General features: G+C 45.4%; 17 protein-coding genes and 9 tRNA genes. 1 reads left to right on the top strand and 25 read right to left on the bottom strand.

Features of this window, described 5'->3' with window-relative positions; translation table 11 throughout:
* Positions 1–4: 4 nt before the first annotated feature.
* The 16 genes from FM037_RS07650 to recA all read right to left on the bottom strand — a co-directional run bounded on the left by FM037_RS07650 (position 5) and on the right by recA (position 10747).
* Complete coding sequence (locus FM037_RS07650; RefSeq protein WP_144045505.1) at positions 5–367, bottom strand: group I truncated hemoglobin; 363 nt, start codon at positions 365–367, stop codon at positions 5–7.
* 189 nt (positions 368–556) lie between these two features.
* The gene (locus tag FM037_RS07645) at positions 557–1687 is read right to left on the bottom strand and encodes a sodium ion-translocating decarboxylase subunit beta (protein ID WP_144045504.1); all 1131 of its coding nucleotides are present in this window, start codon (positions 1685–1687) and stop codon (positions 557–559) included.
* 8 nt (positions 1688–1695) lie between these two features.
* Positions 1696–3498 (bottom strand): sodium-extruding oxaloacetate decarboxylase subunit alpha, encoded by a 1803-nt coding sequence (oadA, locus tag FM037_RS07640; RefSeq protein ID WP_144045503.1) that lies wholly within the window; start codon positions 3496–3498, stop codon positions 1696–1698.
* 21 nt (positions 3499–3519) lie between these two features.
* Positions 3520–3765, bottom strand: coding sequence for an OadG family protein (locus FM037_RS07635; RefSeq protein ID WP_144045502.1), 246 nt, complete (start codon positions 3763–3765; stop codon positions 3520–3522).
* A 684-nt stretch (positions 3766–4449) separates the two neighbouring features.
* A tRNA-Arg gene (locus FM037_RS07630) sits at positions 4450–4526 on the bottom strand.
* A 53-nt stretch (positions 4527–4579) separates the two neighbouring features.
* A tRNA-Arg gene (locus FM037_RS07625) sits at positions 4580–4656 on the bottom strand.
* A gap of 30 nt (positions 4657–4686) precedes the next feature.
* Positions 4687–4763: transfer RNA gene (locus tag FM037_RS07620), tRNA-Arg, on the bottom strand.
* A 117-nt stretch (positions 4764–4880) separates the two neighbouring features.
* Positions 4881–4972, bottom strand: a tRNA-Ser gene (locus FM037_RS07615).
* A 21-nt stretch (positions 4973–4993) separates the two neighbouring features.
* A tRNA-Arg gene (locus FM037_RS07610) sits at positions 4994–5070 on the bottom strand.
* Positions 5071–5154: 84 nt separating this feature from the next.
* Positions 5155–5231, bottom strand: a tRNA-Arg gene (locus tag FM037_RS07605).
* A 36-nt stretch (positions 5232–5267) separates the two neighbouring features.
* A tRNA-Arg gene (locus FM037_RS07600) sits at positions 5268–5344 on the bottom strand.
* 35 nt (positions 5345–5379) lie between these two features.
* A tRNA-Arg gene (locus FM037_RS07595) sits at positions 5380–5456 on the bottom strand.
* A 21-nt stretch (positions 5457–5477) separates the two neighbouring features.
* Positions 5478–5569 (bottom strand) — tRNA-Ser (locus FM037_RS07590).
* A gap of 272 nt (positions 5570–5841) precedes the next feature.
* Entirely contained in the window at positions 5842–6039 is a 198-nt protein-coding gene (gene csrA / locus FM037_RS07585) for a carbon storage regulator CsrA (RefSeq protein ID WP_076416871.1), read from the bottom strand.
* A gap of 597 nt (positions 6040–6636) precedes the next feature.
* Positions 6637–9261 carry an alanine--tRNA ligase gene (gene alaS / locus FM037_RS07580; protein WP_144045501.1) on the bottom strand — a complete coding sequence of 875 codons (2625 nt, stop codon included), beginning with the start codon at positions 9259–9261 and terminating at the stop codon, positions 6637–6639.
* A gap of 427 nt (positions 9262–9688) precedes the next feature.
* Positions 9689–10747, bottom strand: a complete 1059-nt coding sequence (gene recA, locus FM037_RS07575) for a recombinase RecA (protein WP_144045500.1) — start codon at positions 10745–10747, stop codon at positions 9689–9691.
* A gap of 352 nt (positions 10748–11099) precedes the next feature.
* On the opposite strand from recA, the gene mutS reads away from it, so the two are divergent.
* Complete coding sequence (gene mutS, locus FM037_RS07570) at positions 11100–13667, top strand: DNA mismatch repair protein MutS (RefSeq protein ID WP_144045499.1); 2568 nt, start codon at positions 11100–11102, stop codon at positions 13665–13667.
* 366 nt (positions 13668–14033) lie between these two features.
* On the opposite strand, the gene rpoS is transcribed toward mutS, so the two are convergent.
* From rpoS to eno, 9 genes are all read right to left on the bottom strand, one after another.
* Complete coding sequence (gene rpoS / locus FM037_RS07565; protein WP_144045498.1) at positions 14034–15005, bottom strand: RNA polymerase sigma factor RpoS; 972 nt, start codon at positions 15003–15005, stop codon at positions 14034–14036.
* Between the two features lie 75 nt (positions 15006–15080).
* Positions 15081–15977 carry a peptidoglycan DD-metalloendopeptidase family protein gene (locus FM037_RS07560; protein WP_144045497.1) on the bottom strand — a complete coding sequence of 299 codons (897 nt, stop codon included), beginning with the start codon at positions 15975–15977 and terminating at the stop codon, positions 15081–15083.
* A 116-nt stretch (positions 15978–16093) separates the two neighbouring features.
* Positions 16094–16729 (bottom strand): protein-L-isoaspartate(D-aspartate) O-methyltransferase, encoded by a 636-nt coding sequence (locus FM037_RS07555; protein WP_144045496.1) that lies wholly within the window; start codon positions 16727–16729, stop codon positions 16094–16096.
* Positions 16726–17475 carry a 5'/3'-nucleotidase SurE gene (surE, locus tag FM037_RS07550; RefSeq protein WP_144045495.1) on the bottom strand — a complete coding sequence of 250 codons (750 nt, stop codon included), beginning with the start codon at positions 17473–17475 and terminating at the stop codon, positions 16726–16728. The genes FM037_RS07555 and surE overlap by 4 nt, the downstream gene beginning before the upstream one ends.
* A 101-nt stretch (positions 17476–17576) precedes the next feature.
* Entirely contained in the window at positions 17577–18650 is a 1074-nt protein-coding gene (truD, locus tag FM037_RS07545) for a tRNA pseudouridine(13) synthase TruD (protein ID WP_144045494.1), read from the bottom strand.
* Between the two features lie 47 nt (positions 18651–18697).
* The gene (gene ispF, locus FM037_RS07540; RefSeq protein WP_144045493.1) at positions 18698–19183 is read right to left on the bottom strand and encodes a 2-C-methyl-D-erythritol 2,4-cyclodiphosphate synthase; all 486 of its coding nucleotides are present in this window, start codon (positions 19181–19183) and stop codon (positions 18698–18700) included.
* Positions 19184–19290: 107 nt separating this feature from the next.
* Complete coding sequence (ispD, locus tag FM037_RS07535; protein WP_144045492.1) at positions 19291–19983, bottom strand: 2-C-methyl-D-erythritol 4-phosphate cytidylyltransferase; 693 nt, start codon at positions 19981–19983, stop codon at positions 19291–19293.
* Positions 19984–20019: 36 nt separating this feature from the next.
* On the bottom strand, positions 20020–20310 hold the full coding sequence (ftsB, locus tag FM037_RS07530; protein WP_144045491.1) for a cell division protein FtsB: 291 nt from the start codon (positions 20308–20310) through the stop codon (positions 20020–20022).
* Positions 20311–20465: 155 nt separating this feature from the next.
* Positions 20466–21758: a phosphopyruvate hydratase gene (eno, locus tag FM037_RS07525; protein WP_144045490.1), complete on the bottom strand. Its 1293-nt coding sequence runs from the start codon at positions 21756–21758 to the stop codon at positions 20466–20468.
* Positions 21759–21837 lie beyond the last annotated feature (79 nt).

The following is a 21837-nucleotide window of genomic DNA, read 5'->3' as shown; positions in this document are numbered from 1 at the left end:
TTATCTATGTTTGCATTACAATCTGATCTTGTAAGCTGCCTACTATCTGAATAATAGACTCGACATCATCACCTTCGACGCCAGCCTCTTCAAGTGACTCTTGGAGCAGTTCAGCAACTTCCAAAAAATGAGGCAATGTAATATCAAGGTTGATATGGGCCTGACGAAGATCGCGGCCTTCATAAGCATCGGGGCCACCTAGCGCTTTTGCTATGAAATTAGTTTGGTGAGCCATCAGATTATCCATATTAACGTTTCTAAAATAATGCTCCAGCTCATCGCTATCTAGCACCTTTTGATAAAAACGACTCACGACCAGAGTAAATGTGTCGAACCCTCCATATTTATCGAACAGAGATTCAGCCATAGTAAAGTCCTTTTAATTGACATAATTTTGAAACCACCCTCTACTGAGAATAGAAGATATACAAACAGAGTCAAACAGAGATACATAAAGGTAAAATGATAAGAATCAAACGAAAAGCGGGGGGAAATAAAAAGCCCATCAGATGATGGGCTCAATGTTATAAGGCTCTAAGACCAATTGGTATAAGGCTTAACCAAGCACAGCAATCAACACACCTGCGGCTACGGCGGAGCCAAGTACTCCAGCCACATTAGGGCCCATGGCATGCATTAACAGATAATTATGCTGATTCGCTTCCAGCCCCACCTTATTGACCACCCTCGCAGCCATAGGGACCGCTGAGACTCCAGCGGCACCAATCAGCGGGTTAATCTTACCGCCAGAGAGCTTACTCATTAGCTTAGCCATCAAGACGCCTGTAGCCGTGCCTATGGCGAAGGCTATCGCGCCGAGTATTAAGATCCCTAAGGTCTCGAGTTGAAGGAACTTATCGGCAGATAACTTAGATCCGACAGCCAAACCTAGGAAGATGGTCACAATATTAATAAGCTCGTTCTGAGCCGTGTTCGACAGTCTGTCGACTACACCGGATTCCCGCATCAGATTGCCCAGACAGAACATGCCGACCAGGGGCGTCGCAGCAGGCAGGAACAAGATAGTTAATCCCAGCACCATCAGAGGAAAGATGATCTTTTCTTTCTTGCTCACTTCACGCAGCTGCTCCATCTTTATCTGACGCTCAGACTCAGTGGTTAACAATCTCATGATAGGTGGTTGGATCAGAGGAACCAAGGCCATATAAGAGTATGCTGCTACCGCAATGGCTCCCAAGAGTTCAGGGGCGAGTTTAGAGGCTAAGAAGATGGCTGTAGGACCGTCGGCACCTCCTATGATCGCGATGGCGCCCGCGTCTTTCATGCTAAATTCGAAACCAGGTACCCAGTTAAGCGCTATTGCACCGATTAAGGTAGCAAAAATACCAAACTGGGCCGCTGCACCTAACAATAGCATCTTAGGATTCGCGATTAAGGCACCAAAATCGGTTAACGCCCCAACTCCCATGAAGATAAGCAGAGGGAACACCCCGGTTTCTATGCCTACATGATAGGCAAGAAACAGTAAGCCCCCTTCATCGATGAAGCCACCATTGGGAATATTGGCCAAGATAGCCCCGAATCCTATCGGCAATAATAACAGGGGCTCAAATCCCTTCACTATCGCCAGAAATAGCAACAAGGCACCAACAGCCATCATCAATACTTGGCCGCCGGTAAAATTAGCAATTCCCGATGCAGCCCAAAAAGCAATTAATCCTTCCATTGAGACTCCTAAGCTATGCCAAGTAATTGGTGACCAACGGCGACAGAGTCACCTTCTTTGACCCATACTTTGCTGATCACCCCATCGGTTTCAGCGCGAACTTCTGTTTCCATCTTCATCGCCTCTAAGATGATCACCACATCTCCCTCTCGGACCGTGTCACCCGGAGCCACATTCACTTTAAAGATATTGCCGGATAGAGGGGCATTCATCTCAAGTTTAATCACTGCTGCAACTTGAGGAGCGGCTTGAGCCACATTTGGCGCAACGAAAGGAACTACATTCTCACTGGATACTATTTGATTGATATCGCCGCCCGGTGAGACCTGCACCACATAACTCTGACCCTGAACATTGACAGTGTAAGTCTCTGAACCTCGTTCAGATACTGAAGCTGCAGGCTTAGCAGGAGTCGCTACACTCTCTCCAGGCTTAGGTTCGAATGCATCGGGGTTATTACGATTCTTGATAAACTTAAGACCAATTTGCGGAAATAGCGCATATGTCAATACATCATCGACCGACTCACTCGCAAGTTCAAGCCCCTCTGCATCAGCCTTCTGGTGTAATTCGGCGGTAAGCCTATCGAGCTCAGGAACAAGCAGATCCGCTGGACGACAGGTTATCGCCTCCTCCCCCTTAAGCACGCGCGCTTGTAGCTCGGCATTGACCGGGGCTGGAGTGGCGCCATACTCGCCTTTTAACACACCTTCAGTCTCTTTCGTCATCGACTTGTAGCGCTCACCAGTCAATATATTGATAACCGCTTGAGTACCGACAATTTGCGAGGTTGGCGTGACTAATGGCAGATAGCCAAGATCTTGCCTCACCTTAGGTATCTCTTCCAGCACTTGATCTAACTTGTCGCTAGCGCCCTGCTCTTTGAGCTGGATCTCCATGTTCGTCAGCATACCGCCGGGAACCTGAGCCCTGAGGATGCGAGAGTCAATGCCTTTGAGTTCACCTTCAAATTGCGCATATTTCTTACGTACGACTCTGAAATAGGCGGCAATCTCTTCGAGCAAGGCCATATCGTATCCCGTAGCCCTGTCAGTCCCCTCTAGCATGGCAACTAAGGTTTCGGTCGCACTATGGCCATAGGTCTGACTCATGGAAGACACTGCGGTGTCGAGCACGTCGATACCAGCTTCGATGGCTTTAAGATAAGTTGCAGTACTGAGTCCGGTTGTAGCATGACACTGCATCGAGACCAGTAGATCTGTCTGAGATTTTATTTGGCTAATCAAATCGAAAGCATCATAAGGTTTTAATAGGCCAGCCATGTCTTTAATACACAGTGAATGGCAACCCATATCTTCCAGACGTTTTGCCATGTCGACCCAAGAATCTAAGGTATGCACCGGGCTCGTGGTATAGCAGATAGTCCCCTGAGCGTGTCCACCGACTTCGACCACTGCCTTCACCGATGTTTCCAGATTACGTACATCATTCATGGCATCGAATATTCGAAACACATCGACGCCGTTTGTATGAGCTCTCTCGACAAACTTGTACACCAGATCATCGGCATAATGACGATAACCCAGTAAATTTTGTCCCCTTAACAGCATCTGCTGAGGTGTATTTGGCATCGCCTTCTTTAGCTCACGCAATCGCTCCCAGGGATCTTCACCAAGATAACGAATACAAGAGTCAAACGTCGCGCCTCCCCATGACTCCAGAGACCAGAAACCAACTTTATCTAGTTTGGATGCGATGGGGAGCATATCCTCGAGTCGAAGACGTGTGGCGAGAATTGATTGATGTGCATCTCTTAAGACAACATCAGTTAATGCAAGTGGATTGCTCATGAAAACTCCCTACTAATATTATTATGCTTTTGCGCGATATTGATGGATGGCCGAAGTGATCACCGCGACAATTTTTGGATCCATTCCTGTTGGCTGAGTGCTTTTATTCTCTGTAGTCCTTGTTGCTTTCTCTTGGGGCAAAGGGGCAAATTTCATCGCCACCAATTTAATGCCTAAAATGAGTATTGTCAGAAATACAAAGACCAGACCCATGCCTAAAAACATGATGCCTACGGCTTGCACAATTTGCTCAGATATCGAGTTCATATCATCCTCAGTATTAACAGAAGTTAGTTAGCGTCGTATGCACTCTCTACACAAGTATTCAAAATTGAATACAAACAGAACCATTCCAGTTTTTTATTCACTTACGAGCTATTTTTCATTATTTAAAAGATAAAATATAGTCGTCTAAAGAAGCATTAAGTGTCTATCACTAGAAAAACAATAACCAATCTATAACAAAATAGCGAGACACTTGTAAATTGGTCATACCAAGATTAGTAAAAACAAACACCCACCAATGAGAATACAATAACTAAAACCGGTATCTACCAAATATTCATCAATGAAAAGTCCGTGGAATGGAAATAACGATTAAAAAACAGATAATGTTCGGAAAGTGAATTCAGCTGAACGAACAGAAATAGCCATAAATGAGAATTTATGCAATTTAGAGTCGAAAATTGATGCAGGGATAAGCAAGAAGGAAAAGATTACTGAAACATAGATAAATAAAAGAGAAAATATCAGGCACAAAAAAACCCGCGGACATGAGTCGACGGGTCTATTGGTGATGACGCAGAGCGCTAGAGAAATTCGAACTCCTAACACTTGATTTGGAGCCGGTAACTCTACCCAGCTGAGCTACACAGGTAAATCTCGTCATCTTGGTTATCTAAACAAGATAACCCTATTTCCAATTAACATTCGTTAATCAGAAATGGAATATGGTGCGGATGGGAGGAGTCGAACCTCCGACCGCCTGGTTCGTAGCCAGGTACTCTATCCAGCTGAGCTACATCCGCATAAATAAAACTTTACTACTTTACTACTTTACTACTTTTTACATTGTATTGAATGGTGCGGATGGGAGGAGTCGAACCTCCGACCGCCTGGTTCGTAGCCAGGTACTCTATCCAGCTGAGCTACATCCGCAACGCTGTTCAATACTATTCTAATACAAAATGGTGCGGATGGGAGGAGTCGAACCTCCGACCGCCTGGTTCGTAGCCAGGTACTCTATCCAGCTGAGCTACATCCGCATATTTTGTATATCTGCTATCTGGCCAGAGATAACAACATTATTAGTAGAATATAAACCACTAGCAATGATTTGGGACAAAAAAGCCCGAAGACGTTGTCTACGGGCTTATTTGTAATGGCGGAGAGGGAGGGATTCGAACCCTCGATGGGATTTAAAGCCCATACTCCCTTAGCAGGGGAGCGCCTTCGGCCACTCGGCCACCTCTCCGAAAATCACAAAACGAGTAAATGGTGCGGATGGGAGGAGTCGAACCTCCGACCGCCTGGTTCGTAGCCAGGTACTCTATCCAGCTGAGCTACATCCGCAAATCTCGTTTTACTTAACTTTTCAATCAAACATCAATGAAAAATCAATAATTCCAGTCAATATATCAACTAGAAATTTAAATATGGTGCGGATGGGAGGAGTCGAACCTCCGACCGCCTGGTTCGTAGCCAGGTACTCTATCCAGCTGAGCTACATCCGCACAAATAAAACTTTACTACTTTTACATTATATTGAATGGTGCGGATGGGAGGAGTCGAACCTCCGACCGCCTGGTTCGTAGCCAGGTACTCTATCCAGCTGAGCTACATCCGCAACGCGTCTCAATATTCCCGTCAACTTACAAAAGATGGTGCGGATGGGAGGAGTCGAACCTCCGACCGCCTGGTTCGTAGCCAGGTACTCTATCCAGCTGAGCTACATCCGCAACTTTTTTGCAAGTAAGAAATGGCGGAGAGGGAGGGATTCGAACCCTCGATGGGATTTAAAGCCCATACTCCCTTAGCAGGGGAGCGCCTTCGGCCACTCGGCCACCTCTCCGTTTCTTGGCGCACATATTACTGTTTGACGAAAATAAGTCAAACCATTTCTTATAAAGGTTTTCTGTTTGAGCTGTTTTTAAACAGATTAGTCAGATATCAATCAAACTCTGTATAAATCATCGTATTTATGTAATTAAAATGTCGTTCTAACACCGGAACACACTTAGACTATCAGTGTAAAAAAAACGAGAAACTAAAAGCCAGAAAACAAAAAAGTCAGTTAAAAACTGACTCTTCTATTTTAAGAGGTAACTCTTAAGACTTTTAAGGCTAGAAATTTCCACCCTCAGACGCATTGCCTGCTTTTTCAGACTGAATACGTTGGTAGATCTCTTCACGATGCACAGATACTTCTTTAGGTGCATTAACACCAATACGTACTTGATTACCCTTAACGCCTAAAACAGTGACAGTCACTTCATCACCAATCATCAGTGTTTCACCAACACGACGAGTCAATATCAGCATTCGTTTACTCCTTTAGTTCCAAATTTAGCTTTATACGATACTATTCCGTTATATGCTTATTATAAGGTTAGCTTAGTACAAATTAATAGTACCCTAGTGGAAAACCACCATTAAAATACACCTTATTTAAGTCAAAAGCGTGATCTAGTCCTCGAACAGCACTCCCATATGGCTAGATCCTCGAGCCCGCAGGATAACTATTATCAAACCATTAGATTAAACTAGCATTAAATCCCAGCCCTACCAAGGGTTAAAGCAGCACCCAAGCACAATGCATTAAATATTGACCATTTAACTTGACAAATTTTACATAAACAACTCAACAGAACTTACAACAAGCCAGAAAGCTTCACCTAGTAAGGGTTACAGTCGACGAAACTAAAAGCGTATTCTTTATACATCTCATTGCAATAATAGATTTTCTTCTCGCCTCAGTCTACTAATCATCAGCAACAAAGGAGCCTCTATGCATATAACGTCAATAAAAAAGGACGCTATATAAATATAGCGTCCTTTTTTTTACATTAGATAAGACATTGTAAAACTATCTAGTCGAATACAAATTTATGGCCTAATCAGCATCGGCTATGTCTTCACTTAATCTAAGCGCTCTTTTAACCAAGATGACACTTGAGCCAGAGCGGCATCTAAGTTCTCAGGCTGACTTCCGCCAGCCTGAGCCATATCAGGGCGACCGCCACCTTTACCACCGACTTGTGCAGCGATGTTAGCAACCAATTCACCGGCCTTTACTTTAGAGGTCAGATCTTTGGTCACGCCCACAATCAGGTTAACCTTAGCGTCACCTGCGATACCCAATACTACAATTCCTGATCCCAGCTTTTGCTTTAACTCGTCCAGTAAACCTCTTAAGGCACCTGGCTCGACGCCATCAAGCTTCTTAATTAAGACTTTAACGCCGTTAATCTCTTGAGCTTCACCCGCTAAATCTGCACTCGTGGCAGCCGCAAGCTTATCCTTTAGCTGAGATAACTCTTTCTCAAGCTGTTTCGTACGCTCTAGTTGCGCCTTAAGCTTAGTCACGACAGAGCTAGTATCGGCCTTGAGTAGCTTGGCTGCTTGATCTAACTCAGATTTTTGACCAGCCACATAAGCCATTGCAGCAGCGCCAGTCACAGCTTCGATACGGCGTATACCCGCCGCAATGCCGCCTTCCGAGGTGATCTTAAATAAACCTATATCTCCGGTGCGTCCTACATGGGTACCACCACAGAGCTCGATTGAGAAGTCTCCCATGGTAACGACACGCACTTCATCGGCATATTTCTCGCCGAACAAGGCCATAGCGCCCTTCTCTTTCGCCGCATCGATAGTCATGACTTGTGCTGTCAATTCATGATTGTGACGAATTTGGGTATTCACTAAGTCTTCAACGGCTTGCAACTCTTCAGGCTTAACCCCTTCAAAGTGTGAGAAATCGAAGCGTAAACGCTCAGGGTCGACCAATGAACCTTTCTGGCTCACATGAGTACCAAGTAACTGACGCAGCGCCGCGTGGAGCAGGTGAGTCACAGAATGGTTAAGCTCGGTGCGCTGACGCAGCGTCTTATCGACACTCGCCACTAGCGATTGCCCAACGACTAGGCTACCCGTCTTCAAGGCACCAAGATGACCGACGGCTTGGCCATACTTCTGAGTATCTTTAACGATAAACTCTATACCATCCGTACTTAGCGTACCCCTATCACCGCATTGACCACCTGACTCACCGTAAAAAGGCGTGGTATCGAGCACAACAACGGCCTCTTCGCCGGCATTTATCTCAGTAACAGATCCACCTTCTTTATATATAGCGGTGATTTTTGAGTTCGAAACAAGATCGATATAACCTGAAAATTCAGTCTCTTCATCTATCTTAAGTGATTCGTTGTAATCGGTATCGAACTGACCCGCTGCTTGTGCACGTTTTCTTTGCTCTGACATAGCAAGTTCAAAACCTGCTTCATCTACCGTTATTTCACGTTCACGGCAGACATCTGCTGTCAGGTCGACCGGAAAACCATAAGTATCGTAGAGTTTGAAAGCTGTCTCGCCATCGAGAACATTACCGCTAAGTGCGTTAAGCGCGCTGTCTAAGATCCCTAAACCACGTTCAAGAGTACGCGCAAACTGCTCCTCTTCGGCCTTCAATGATTTAACCACAATGGCTTGAGTTTCTACTAACCCCTTAGCCGCATCACCCATAACTTCGATTAAGGTTGGCACCAACTTATAGAAGAAGGAGTCGGTTGCACCTAACTTATTACCATGGCGAACCGCACGACGTATGATGCGACGAAGTACATAGCCCCGGCCTTCATTGGATGGCATCACACCATCAGCAATTAAGAATGCGCATGAGCGAATATGATCGGAGATAACTCTTAACGATTTGTTTTCTAAATCGGTCACAGCTAATATTTCGGCCGTCTTCTTGATCAGCGCCTGAAAAATATCAATCTCATAGTTAGAGTGCACACCCTGCATGATGGCCGCAATACGTTCAATTCCCATACCTGTATCGACAGAAGGCTTAGGAAGCGCCAACATGTCGCCATTGGACTGACGGTTATACTGCATGAAGACTATGTTCCAGATCTCGATGAATCTGTCACCATCTTCTTCTGGCGTACCAGGACGACCGCCCCAGATATGCTCGCCATGATCATAAAAAATTTCGGAGCAAGGACCACAAGGACCCGTGTCACCCATCTGCCAGAAGTTGTCAGAGGCATATGGAGCGCCTTTATTATCACCGATGCGGATCAAGTTTTCAGCCGGAACACCTATCTCTTTGGTCCAGATATCATAGGCTTCATCATCTGTATCATAAATGGTGACGCACAGACGCTCTTTAGGAATGTTCAGCTCTTGAGTCAGGAAGTTCCACGCAAATGTGATCGCTTCACGCTTAAAGTAATCACCGAAGCTGAAGTTACCTAACATCTCGAAGAAAGTATGATGACGTGCAGTGTAACCTACGTTATCTAAATCGTTATGTTTACCGCCGGCACGTACACAGCGCTGGGACGAGGTAGCACGAGTGTAATTACGTTTATCTTCACCCAGAAATACGTCTTTGAACTGGTTCATACCCGCGTTAGTAAAGAGTAACGTAGGATCGTTAACAGGGACCAGTGAACTGCTGTCCACAACCTGATGACCATTTTTGCGGAAATACTCCAAGAAAGCAGTTCTTAGCGCTGCAGTGCTTTGATACATGAAATCACCCTGAATTGAGATTACTTAAATTATTGGCATTGTGTTGGACGATTAATTAATCAAACTGACAATCGTTATTCAAAACACTTGCGCTATTTTGAGCCGTATTATAAGCAGTCTAAAGAATAACAACCAGAGTTTTAGGGAGGGTATTGCGCGAAATGAAGATAGAGTGTGAAAAAATAGGGCTTTACAACGGATGAACTCGATTAATCGTCAAAGCGATCCTAGTCCAGTATGAGGGGATTTGATCTTAGACGTAACCTATTTTAGTTATCACCTGTTTGATACGTGATGGGGGTTGGGCCATGGCCCTTACTGATATGGTTAGAAATAGTCGCGGCGCGCAAGTTGCGAAACCGCGATCTAGTGGGCCGAATGGCCCACCGAGTGACTTATATTCTATCGCCTGTGATTAAACACATCTCTAGAATACTTCACCAGTCTCGAGATCCACATTCTCATCACCAGTCGCTGATTCAGCCGCATCGGGAGATGCGAGTAACATGCCACGAAGTGCAGTTTCAATTTCTTCCGCAATTTCAGGATGTTCAATTAGATACTTACCTGCATTTGCACGGCCCTGACCAATTTTATTGCCTTTATAGCTGTACCAGGCACCCGCTTTCTCGACTAATTTATGTATCACACCAAGGTCGACGAGTTCACCAGTACGGTTGATGCCTTTTCCATAAAGAATTTGGAATTCAGCCTGTTTAAATGGTGCTGCTATCTTGTTTTTAACCACTTTGACACGGGTCTCGTTACCGATAACTTCGTCACGATCTTTGATTGCACCGATACGGCGAATATCGAGGCGAACAGAAGCGTAAAACTTAAGTGCATTACCACCGGTTGTGGTTTCAGGGTTACCGAACATTACACCAATCTTCATACGGATCTGGTTGATGAAGATAAGCATGGTATTGGTCTGCTTCAGGTTACCGGCAAGCTTACGCATCGCCTGACTCATCATACGGGCCGCAAGCCCCATGTGTGAATCACCGATTTCCCCTTCAATCTCAGCTTTCGGTGTCAAGGCCGCAACCGAATCGACGACGATGACATCGACGGCACCAGAACGGGTCAAGGCATCACAGATCTCTAACGCCTGCTCACCAGTATCTGGCTGAGAACAGAGTAGGTTATCGATATCGACACCTAACTTTTTAGCATATATAGGGTCTAACGCATGCTCTGCATCGATAAAGGCACATACTCTACCTTGGCGTTGTGCGGCAGCAATGACCTCTAACGTCAGTGTTGTCTTACCCGAAGATTCTGGTCCGTAAATCTCAACGATACGTCCTAAAGGAAGTCCACCGGCACCGAGTGCAACATCTAAAGAAAGTGATCCGGTAGAGATAGTCTCAACATCCATCGAGCGATTCTCGCCCAGTTTCATGATAGAGCCTTTACCGAACTGTTTCTCAATCTGACTTAAAACGGCATTCAGTGCTTTCTCTTTGTTCGCATCAATCTTCATTCCGATATCCTCTTCGCGCATAATCTAAGTCACGGCAACAACGCCGATATAAACTCGTGGCGACTCCGCTATTTGAGCTTAGGAAAACTTTATCCTGCTCGAATAGGGGTCTCAATATGCAAACTAGTATACTGTACAATCATACAGTATCAAGTGCTGATCATGATTATTTTTTTCTAGCCGTGTTCACTCAATTAGAAGCACTTGTTGCAGAAGAAAAATTCAATCTGACTATTTATTCTTTAAAGACGCAACTGGCTCGAAAAATTGCTAATATTGGCATCATATTTTTAAGGCGGCTCCAATGGAGCACCTTGCCTGTTCAATACCCCATAGAAGAAACGAGCTGTAGATGAATGCAATCGACACCCAAAACCTAGAAAAACACACACCTATGATGCGTCAATATTTGACGCTCAAGGCCGAAAACCCAGAAATGTTATTATTTTACCGCATGGGTGACTTCTACGAACTCTTCTATGACGATGCAAAGCGAGCATCCGAACTCTTAGGTATTTCGCTCACCGCCCGTGGTAAGAGTGGCGGCGATCCAATTCCCATGGCGGGACTGCCCTATCACGCCGTCGAAGGTTATCTCGCCAAACTTGTTCAGCTTAGGGTCTCTGTCGCTATTTGTGAGCAGATCGGCGATCCAGCTACCTCTAAGGGTCCGGTTGAGCGAAAAGTCGTTCGTCTCGTCACCCCAGGTACCCTGACCGACGAAGCTTTACTGCAAGAGAGACAAGATAACCTACTTGCTGCTGTATACCATGGCAAGGCAGGCTTTGGTTATGCCACCTTAGACTTAAGCTCCGGCCGTTTCGTGGTCAGTGAATTAGAGACAAGAGAAGGATTAGAGGCTGAGCTGCAACGTACTAATCCAGCCGAGCTTCTCTATAGTGAAGACTTCAGCGAGATGCCTCTCATCAAAGGATTCAATGGCAAACGCAGGCGCCCGGAATGGGAATTCGATTTCGATACCTCCCGTAAACTGCTCTTGGATCAATTTAAGACTAAAGATCTGCGCGGATTCGGCCTAGAAAACGCGCGTTTGTCACTGCAAGCGGCTGGATGCCTGATGCAGTACGTCAAAGATACTCAAAGAACCGCACTTCCCCACATCAACTCTATCGTGCTATTCAATCAAGATGACAGTATCGTGCTCGATGCCGCCACGAGAAGAAACTTAGAGCTGACAATCAACTTGCAAGGTGGGCGTGAAAATACCCTATCTGCCATATTAGATAATACAACGACCCCGATGGGCAGTCGTATGTTGCAACGTTGGATCCACGAACCGCTGAGAAATAAACAACAGATAGAATCTCGCTTAAGTGCACTCACCGAGTTGCTCGACAGCGGCCTGTTTGACACTCTGACTCCACATTTAAAAGCACTGGGCGACATAGAACGAATCACGGCCAGACTCGCACTGAGAAGCGCCAGGCCAAGGGATTTTTCTCGACTGAAGCAAGCATTATCTACCTTGCCCGACATTCAGCAGCTACTCATTGGTTGTCAGTCACCACATCTCAAGCGTTTAGCGACTATTATCGGTGAGTTCCCCGATGAGCTCGCGCTCCTCGACAGAGCAATTATAGACAATCCGCCTATGCTGATCCGCGATGGTGGCGTCTTGCGAGATGGCTACAACGAAGAGCTGGATCAATGGCGCGCCTTGAGTAAGGGGGCAACGGATTACCTCAAAGAGTTAGAGGCTCGTGAGAAAAATTCGACCGGTATATCTACCCTTAAAGTCGGCTATAACCGGGTTCATGGTTACTATATCGAAGTCAGCCGTCGGGAATCTGATCTGGTGCCTCTGAGCTACCAACGAAGACAGACCCTGAAGAATACCGAACGTTACATCATTGCCGAATTGAAAGAACATGAAGAGAAGGTACTCTCAAGTCAGGGCAAGGCACTGGCACTCGAAAAGCAGCTCTGGGAGCAGTTATTCGATCTTCTGTTACCGAAACTCCATGAGTTACAGCAATTCGCTCAGGGTGCGGCAGAGCTTGATGTCATCAGTAATTTTGCCGAACGCGCCGAAACGCTAAACTATCGATGCCCGACACTCACCGACACCTCGGGTATACATATAGAATCTGGCCGACATCCCGTGGTCGAGCAAGTCAGTCAAAGCCCTTTCATCGCGAATCCTGTGACCCTGAATTCGACGCGTAAAATGTTGATCGTCACTGGGCCAAATATGGGCGGTAAGTCAACCTATATGAGACAAGTAGCCTTGATCACTCTCATGGCACATATCGGCTCCTATGTACCGGCCCAAGACGCAATTATTGGTCCTGTTGATCGCATTTTTACACGCATAGGCGCATCTGATGATCTCGCTTCCGGTCGCTCAACCTTCATGGTGGAGATGACAGAAACGGCAAATATTCTCCATAATGCCACGACTCAGAGTTTGGTATTGATGGATGAAATAGGTCGTGGAACGTCGACATACGACGGACTCTCCCTAGCTTGGTCGGCAGCGGAATACCTGGCAGAAAAAATTGAGGCGATGACACTATTTGCGACCCACTACTTCGAACTCACCCAACTACCTGATCTCATAGATAATGTAGAAAACGTCCATCTTGATGCGATAGAACATGGAGACACCATAGTCTTCATGCATGCGGTACAAGAAGGCGCCGCAAGTAAAAGCTACGGTTTGCAGGTTGCCGCTCTGGCAGGTGTACCGGCCAGAGTCATTGCCGCAGCCAAGCATAAACTGCATCACTTAGAGAGCCGCGATAGCAAGGGGTCCACTCAGGAGTCACCACAACAGGCTATGGTCTTTCCTGAGCCACAAATATCGCCAGTCGAAGATGCATTGCAAGGTATTAATCCTGATGACCTCAGCCCGAAGCAAGCCTTAGAGATATTGTACAGACTAAAACAGCTAGCTTAGAAAATACCAAGCCTCCAGGAGAGGAGGTTTGCAGAGCTTGTGCAGTACAGAGTGACATAACTCTTTACAAGAGATGCCAGACACAAAAAGCGCACTAAAAGTGCGCTTTTTTTGTAGTGATATTGATATGTGATGCTAACAGCTATTTGTTAAGGCTATTTACTCAGTCCATTCACTAAAACAAATGACTAAGTCTACTTTCTGGGCCTAAACTTGAAAATCTAATCACGAATGCATCAATAGAAACTGTTATCCAAAAGATGGACAGGCTTGCTCAAAAAATACTCTCATACTCATAATGCGTGAGGATAGCCTTTACATTTACACCCTAACCAACAATAAAAGGTAAAAATAAACAGGTTACGACTAACTCTTAAAGATAGCCTCTACCGATAAACCCTGGGCACCGAGTAAGTCTTTAAGGCGTTTGAGGGCTTCGACTTGAATTTGGCGTACACGCTCTCGTGTGAGACCTATCTCTTTACCCACATTCTCCAGCGTAGATGGTTCATACCCCAACAAGCCAAAACGGCGCGCTAATACCTCTCTCTGCTTAGTGTTGAGTTCATCGAGCCATTTAACCACGGACTTTGACATGTCTTCGTCTTGTACCTTGTAATCTGGGCCCACATTATCATCGGCGGCAAGTACATCGAGCAAGGCTTTATCATTATCTCCACCTAAAGGCGTGTCGACCGAAGTGATCCTTTCATTAAGTTTCAACATACGACTGACATCAGAACTGGGCAGATCCAGTTTAGCCGCTATCTCTTCGGCGGTCGGCTCATGATCTAGCTTGTGAGCTAATTCTCTTGCAGTACGCAGATAGACATTGAGTTCTTTAACCACATGTATAGGTAGGCGAATCGTTCTGGTCTGATTCATGATGGCACGTTCTATGGTCTGTCTAATCCACCAAGTCGCATAGGTAGAAAATCTAAATCCTCTTTCAGGATCAAATTTCTCAACCGCTCGGATCAGGCCTAAATTACCCTCTTCAATAAGATCTAATAATGCGAGTCCACGGTTGTTATAGCGACGAGCTATCTTAACGACAAGTCTAAGATTACTTTCAATCATGCGGTTACGTGACTTACCACAACCTTTCAACGCTTTACGAGAGAAATACACTTCCTCTTCAGCGCTCAGTAGAGGGGAAAAACCAATTTCACCTAAATACAACTGAGTTGCGTCCAGGTTTTTCTGCAGATCATCCTGAACCTGCTGTTCAAGCTCTGCTTCTTGTAACTTATTTCCTTTCTTTGTTTTTACGTCAGACTCGTTTTTTGACAAGTCCACTAAAGGCTCCGCTATTGCGGTACTAGTTCTACGACCCATAAAATGATCTCCCAAATTTCAATTTAAACTACTGCACTTTACTATCCTCCAAATGCCAAACTGGCTCCTAAACCATTATTGTTTAGGTAAATATTTAAGTGGGTTAACAGACTTCCCGTGATATCGGATTTCAAAATGTAACATGACCCGATCGGTACCCGTATTACCCATTGTTGCAAGCGTTTGCCCCATTGAGACAAACTGTTTTTCTTTGACTAAGATCTTATCGGCATGTGCATAAGCACTGAGAAAATTGTCACTATGTTTAATGATGACTAAATTTCCATACCCTCTAAGGGCACTGCCAGCATAAACAACTCGGCCATCGGCTGCAGACTTAATTATCTCACCTCGATTACCTGCGATCTTAATCCCTTTATTCCCTTGCTCATTGGCAGAGAATCGACCAATCAACTTTCCTCTCACTGGCCATAACCACTTGCTTACTTTAGTGGGTAGCTGAGTCGTCGGCCTGTGGACAGATTTGTTAATATCTTGTTGACTAGTCGTTACAGAATACGCAGACTCTTTGACAGGATCAAGTGGTTTCTTTTTAGCCACTTCAGGCTGCTTACTGGTCGTCACTACAGGAGTATGTGTTTGTTTTTTATTCGTTTTGGTCTTAGTTGATACGACTTTTGGAGGATTATTCGGCACTGTTTTAGTCGTTTGGCTATTTGTAACAGTAGATGTCAAACTAAGGTTTAACTTCTGTCCAGGATAGATAACATATGGCTTTTTAAGCTTATTTTTCTTAGCTAAATCAATGAAGTCATTGTTAGATGCCCAAGCAATAGAGTAAAGGGTATCCCCTCTCTTAACGAGATAAGAATCGGATTTTAATGACCCTTTATTATAAGTAGCCATGACGGGAGTCGTGACATTCACCACTGGAGCGGGTCTATCAGACTGAAAGCTACAGCCTACGAAGCAAATGCATAGCGCTAATAGAAGTAGATTCTTGCAATTCATCTTCAACCCAGTAATCAAAAATACACCCTACAATAATCAGCCAAGCAGGCTGATATAAGACCCAGTAAATATCTAAACTAAAAAACATTTAAAACTTAACAACAAGCTTTGGCCGGTTAAGCCAGCTCCCCATTAATAAGAGGGACAAAGCGAACCATTTCGACCACTTCTGAAGTAAAGCTCTCTCCCTTACGTACGACTTTCAGCAGTTGCTGGGACTCCTCTCCCACAGGAATAACCAGTACCCCGCCATCGACTAACTGAGTCAATAACGCTTGTGGAACACTGCTCGCCGCTGCCGTTACCATGATGGCATCAAATGGGCCTTTATTGGGCCAGCCTTTCCATCCATCACCATATTTGAACGATATATTATGAAGATCGATTTTTTTTAATCTTTGGCGAGCCTGGATCTGTAGACTCTTGATCCGCTCGACAGTACATAGCTCTGGCACAAGTTGAGCCAATATGGCTGACTGATATCCAGAGCCCGTACCGATTTCCAACACCTTAGATGGGTTACGATCCAGAAGTAGCTCGGTCATTCTTGCAACGATATAAGGCTGAGAAATTGTTTGCCCTTGCCCAATAGGTAAAGCAGTATTTTCATAAGCTTTATGTCCTAAAGCAGCGTCCAGAAAGAGTTCTCTGGGTGTATTGGCTAATGCCTGCAACACCTTCTCACTCTCTATACCGGACTCATGTAAACTTCTGGCTAAATTTAATGCTGAAGTCGTCGCAACACCATTCATATTTTATCAATCCATTCTTGCAGTGGTGTAATTCTCTCGAAAGCGGTCAAGTCTACAGTTAAAGGGGTCACTGATACATAGCCATGATTCACAGCATGAAAGTCCGTTCCTTCACTGGCATCCTGCTCATCTCCCGGGGGCCCCAACCAATAGATGTCTCTTCCCGCTGGATCTTGAGCCTTAATCATACCTTCGGCTCTATGTCTTGCCCCTAATCGAGTGACCTTAATCCCTTTAATCTCATCAATCGGTAGATCAGGAACATTAATATTTAAAATCTGATCCTGAGCAATAGGTTTGTTCAGTAAGCCCGCAATGATTCGACAAGCAAAATGGGCTGCCGTGTCGAAATGTGCCAATTTAGAGCCCACCAGTGAAACGGCAACGGCTGGCAAGCCAAGAAAACGCCCCTCCATTGCTGCCGCTACGGTACCGGAATACAAGGTGTCATCACCTAAATTAGCACCGGCATTAATCCCAGCTACCACCATATCGGGCTCATCGGAATACAACTCACGTATTGCAAGATGAACACTGTCGGTTGGTGTGCCACTTACAGAGACAAAACCATTACTTAACGTATTAATTCGTAAAGGGTTCGTCAAAGTTAATGAACTACTCGCTCCTGAGCAGTTACGATCAGGCCCCACAGTCATGACCTGATAGGACACTGATAATGCATCCGATAACGCCTTAATTCCCGGTGCAGTGACACCATCATCGTTACTTACTAGGATCTTTATCATTATTGACCTGCTATAAATAATTATACAAATATTTAATAAATCTGAAAATGGCACTGAAATCTTGGTGTTAACTTAAGGCTGAAAACCCCAATATTTCCTAGCTATGCTGAGCCTTGCTCTTGCTCACGTCGCTCTAACTGACGTTGACGAAATTCCCGTTCTCTAACATCTTCATAATCAAACACTTCTCGCAGCACGGACGTTGCGAAGCTGCCTGCAGGAAGTGCGAATTTAATGACTATCACATCGTCTCCCTCTTGTTGATATGATAAATGCTGAGGCTCTAGTAACAGAGGTCGGCGCTCTTGCTCTAATCCCGCATGTTCTAATCCATCACGATCTGTGTCAAACTCGGCTAACGCCTTAGCCTCGAAATCTGCCGCATTACCTTGAGGCAATGCCGATCCCCTGCCCCACATAGGTGCCGACAGCTGAATATCTTTTTCGTCCAGACGCTTAAGTAACGCATCATCCCATTGCTCGGCAACAAAATAACTTCTACTTCCCGCTAACATCACACTGTCGCCATCGAGTTTCTCGAGGCCGTGTTCGGTCAGCCTCATCGATGTAACGTAATTGAACAGATAGGAGCGAACGGCAGATAGATACATGCTGCGTTTTTTCCTGTCTTTCACCTTACGACCGGTAAACATCTGTCGACCAAAGACTAAATTTTTGCCGTCATGACCAAATCTTTGCTCACCGAAATAATTCGGCACCCCGGTCTCGTTTATTAGCGCTAATCTAGTAAGTACATCTTGCATATCGGTCACGTTACGCAGAGTCAAACTAAAGCGGTTACCGGCCAAGGCACCTATTCTTAACTTTTTACTGTGACGATCACTAGACAAGATAGTGAGTTCATCGCAATTTAAGCTGGCCCAATCCGGAGTCTCTTTACCTGGAATACGCACGCCGAACCACTGCTCAGTGACCGCATTCTTATCCTTCTGACCCGCATAGGTCACCTCTTTAGGGTGAACATGGGCAAAACCAGATAATATCTTAACCACATCGGCAGTATTTAGCCCCTCTTTACGTATATGCAGAAGGTGGTGCTCTCCCTCGCCCGTCGGGCTAAAAGGCAATATTTCCTGCACAATGAAATCGCTATTTTGCGTACGAAGATCGGCCTTGGATGCTGGTTTACCGTGTAAATAATGCAGTTCTATCATGGTCACTCTTATTCTCTAATTGGGTCAATTGAGTCTGTTTGAAAAACTTATATGGCTATCTTAGTGACCAATACGACGGCTTCGACGGCAATGCCCTCTTTACGACCGGTAAAGCCTAGCTTCTCGGTCGTGGTCGCCTTAACATTGATATTATCTATATTGGTCTCTAAGTCTTGGCTTAGCACTTCACGAATGGCTGCTATGTGGGGCGCCATTTTAGGTACTTGAGCGATAATGGTGACATCTAGGTTGCCAAGCTCGAAGCCTTTATCCCTTGCCAACTTGTAGCAATGGCGCAAAAGATGACGACTGTCGGCTCCCTTAAATTCTTCATCGGTATCGGGAAAATGCTTGCCGATATCCCCTAAGGCGACCGAGCCTAAAATAGCATCGGATATGGCGTGTAGCACGACATCGCCATCAGAATGTGCAATCAAGCCTAGCTCATAGGGGACATGCACACCGCCTAACAATAATGGGGCATCACCACCAAATTTATGTACATCAAAACCATGGCCTATGCGTATATTCATTATTTATTCCATTTAGCGTATTCAATTAACACGACGAGATAATCTAGATTAACAATTGAGATTATCTCCCGGTCAGTTTCCAGAGCCCATTAGCAAGCTAAGTTATTCTATTCACCCTGGCTCAGAAAGAGTTCAGCCAATCGAAGATCGTCCGGATGAGTGATCTTAATATTATCGGCTCTGCCTGTCACTAGTCCCGGCGCGATTCCGGCCCATTCCATGGCTGAGGCTTCGTCGGTAATGTTTACTTTCATCTTCAAGGATTTGGCTAAATTATCTCTGAGGGACACCACAGGAAAAAGTTGCGGAGTGAGGGCATGCCATAACTGTTCACGACATACTGTCTGTTCAATTTTGCCCTGTTTATTCCCTCTCTTCATGGTATCTCGAACGGGTGAAGCTAAAATGGCTCCCTGAGGAAATAAGCCTCTCGAATCTATAAGCTTGTCGATATCGCCGTGAGTCAAACAGGGACGGGCGGCGTCATGAACCATAGCCCAATCGTCTCCATCGACCCGATTCAGGCAGGCTAAGACTGAGTCTGCACGCTCTTCACCACCGACAACGCTGAGTAATTTGGGGTGTCTAGCCTCAGGTAGAGAGGAGAAATAACTATCTTGTGGGTGAAGCGCTACGATAACACGGTCGATTCCGGGATGAGTGAGGAGCACTTGTAAAGTTAAAGATAGAATTGGCTTGCCGGCTACTTTCAGATACTGCTTAGGAACATCGGCTCCCATGCGGCTGCCTATACCGGCAGCAGGGACTATGGCGACAATCTTTTCTTGGAAATCATTCATGGATAAATTTCTGCTTTTTTAAGATTAGGAGGTCAATCAGTTTGCAGGCTGTAGGCTACCACCCACGACACGAAAAAATGTTTCACCTTCTTTTACCATGCCCAGCTCATTTCGGGCACGCTCTTCAAGTGCTTCAGTGCCACTGCGAAGATCAATTATCTCTTCTCGCAACACTTGATTACGTGCAACTAACTTGGCATTGCCTTCTTGCTGAAGCGCTATTTGTTCGCGAAGTTGAACAGATCCAGGCAGGTTGTTTACCCCACACCATAACTGGTACTGGAGTACGCCTAACAAGCCGATCAATACAAATAGGAAACGTTTCATTGCAATACCAATTATTCGACACTCAGCCGAGATAATACAACAAAAAAGGCCACCCTGTGGTGACCTTTTCATTAATAGCGACAATTTAATCTGGCTTACTGACTCATTCTATGGAGAGTATGTCTCTAATCCAGAATAGATCAGCGAGTCGATTATTATTGACCCTTTATTTCGCTACGACCAAGGTATGGCGCTTTCTCACCTAGCTGCTCTTCGATACGAAGAAGCTGGTTGTACTTGGCTATACGATCTGAACGGCTCAGAGAACCAGTCTTAATCTGACCGGCACAAGTCCCGACAGCGAGATCGGCGATAGTCGAATCTTCGGTCTCACCACTGCGGTGCGAGATGACCACGGTATAACCGGCTTCTTTCGCCATACGGATAGCCGCAAGCGTCTCAGTTAGTGTACCAATCTGGTTGAACTTGATCAGGATAGAGTTACCTATCTTGTTGTCGATACCGCGCTTGAGGATCTTAGTGTTAGTCACGAACAGATCGTCGCCCACTAACTGGATCTTATCACCTAAGATCTGAGTCTGGTATGCCCAACCATCCCAATCTGACTCATCTAAGCCATCTTCGATCGATGCGATAGGATATTCTTCAGTCAGCTCCTTAAGGAAATCAGAGAAACCGTTAGCGCTGAATACCTTACCTTCACCAGCGAGATTATACTGGCCATCTTTATAGAACTCAGAAGCCGCACAATCTAGCGCAAGCGTCACATCTTCACCTAGCTTGTAACCGGCTTTCTCGACAGCAACCTTGATCACAGCCAGAGCATCTGCGTTTGAAGCCAAATCTGGAGCAAAACCACCTTCATCACCAACAGCCGTGTTCAGACCTTTATCCTGAAGTACTTTCTTCAAGTTATGGAAAATCTCGGCGCCCATACGTAAGGCTTCGCGGAAGTTCTTAGCGCCAACAGGCTGAACCATGAACTCCTGAATGTCGACGTTATTATCGGCATGCTCGCCACCATTGATGATGTTCATCATAGGTACAGGCATAGTGTATTGGCCTGGAGTACCATTTAAGTCGGCGATATGTGCGTATAAAGGTACACCTTTAAATGCAGCTGCCGCTTTTGCCGCAGCTAAAGACACAGCCAAGATAGCGTTAGCGCCTAGCTTATCTTTGTTTTCGGTGCCATCGACATCGATCATGATCTGATCGATGTCGGCCTGAGCCGCAGCATCTTTACCTAGCAGGGCATCACGGATAGGACCATTGATGTTGGCAACGGCTTTAAGTACGCCCTTACCCATGTAGCGACTCTTGTCACCATCACGTAGCTCTAACGCTTCGCGACTACCTGTAGATGCCCCTGAGGGTGCTGCCGCCATGCCATGAAAGCCACCTTCTAAGTGTACTTCGGCTTCTACAGTTGGATTTCCGCGAGAATCCATGATTTCTCGACCAATGACATTAATAATTTTAGCCATAATTTCCTCGGTTTAAGTTTAAAAATAAAATCAAAAATATAATAAAACTAAAATTTGTTCATCCAAATTTACATCATCA

The organism is Shewanella psychropiezotolerans (assembly GCF_007197555.1).
GTDB classification, from domain to species: Bacteria; Pseudomonadota; Gammaproteobacteria; order Enterobacterales; family Shewanellaceae; genus Shewanella; species Shewanella psychropiezotolerans.
Note: the sequence above shows the minus strand (reverse complement) of the source record. Positions and strands in the feature narration are given on the sequence as shown.

What these genes read in the sequence shown, in the direction of transcription:
- rpoS (WP_144045498.1), bottom strand. Translation starts at nt 15,005, where the DNA reads ATGGGTCGTAGAACTAGTACCGCAATAGCGGAGCCTTTAGTGGACTTG.
- surE (WP_144045495.1), bottom strand. Translation starts at nt 17,475, where the DNA reads ATGATAAAGATCCTAGTAAGTAACGATGATGGTGTCACTGCACCGGGA.
- FM037_RS07560 (WP_144045497.1), bottom strand. Translation starts at nt 15,977, where the DNA reads ATGAATTGCAAGAATCTACTTCTATTAGCGCTATGCATTTGCTTCGTA.
- mutS (WP_144045499.1), top strand. Translation starts at nt 11,100, where the DNA reads ATGAATGCAATCGACACCCAAAACCTAGAAAAACACACACCTATGATG.
- oadA (WP_144045503.1), bottom strand. Translation starts at nt 3,498, where the DNA reads ATGAGCAATCCACTTGCATTAACTGATGTTGTCTTAAGAGATGCACAT.
- eno (WP_144045490.1), bottom strand. Translation starts at nt 21,758, where the DNA reads ATGGCTAAAATTATTAATGTCATTGGTCGAGAAATCATGGATTCTCGC.
- recA (WP_144045500.1), bottom strand. Translation starts at nt 10,747, where the DNA reads ATGAAGATTGATGCGAACAAAGAGAAAGCACTGAATGCCGTTTTAAGT.
- ispD (WP_144045492.1), bottom strand. Translation starts at nt 19,983, where the DNA reads ATGAATGATTTCCAAGAAAAGATTGTCGCCATAGTCCCTGCTGCCGGT.
- ispF (WP_144045493.1), bottom strand. Translation starts at nt 19,183, where the DNA reads ATGAATATACGCATAGGCCATGGTTTTGATGTACATAAATTTGGTGGT.
- FM037_RS07650 (WP_144045505.1), bottom strand. Translation starts at nt 367, where the DNA reads ATGGCTGAATCTCTGTTCGATAAATATGGAGGGTTCGACACATTTACT.
- ftsB (WP_144045491.1), bottom strand. Translation starts at nt 20,310, where the DNA reads ATGAAACGTTTCCTATTTGTATTGATCGGCTTGTTAGGCGTACTCCAG.
- FM037_RS07555 (WP_144045496.1), bottom strand. Translation starts at nt 16,729, where the DNA reads ATGAATGGTGTTGCGACGACTTCAGCATTAAATTTAGCCAGAAGTTTA.
- truD (WP_144045494.1), bottom strand. Translation starts at nt 18,650, where the DNA reads ATGATAGAACTGCATTATTTACACGGTAAACCAGCATCCAAGGCCGAT.
- FM037_RS07645 (WP_144045504.1), bottom strand. Translation starts at nt 1,687, where the DNA reads ATGGAAGGATTAATTGCTTTTTGGGCTGCATCGGGAATTGCTAATTTT.
- FM037_RS07635 (WP_144045502.1), bottom strand. Translation starts at nt 3,765, where the DNA reads ATGAACTCGATATCTGAGCAAATTGTGCAAGCCGTAGGCATCATGTTT.
- alaS (WP_144045501.1), bottom strand. Translation starts at nt 9,261, where the DNA reads ATGTATCAAAGCACTGCAGCGCTAAGAACTGCTTTCTTGGAGTATTTC.
- csrA (WP_076416871.1), bottom strand. Translation starts at nt 6,039, where the DNA reads ATGCTGATATTGACTCGTCGTGTTGGTGAAACACTGATGATTGGTGAT.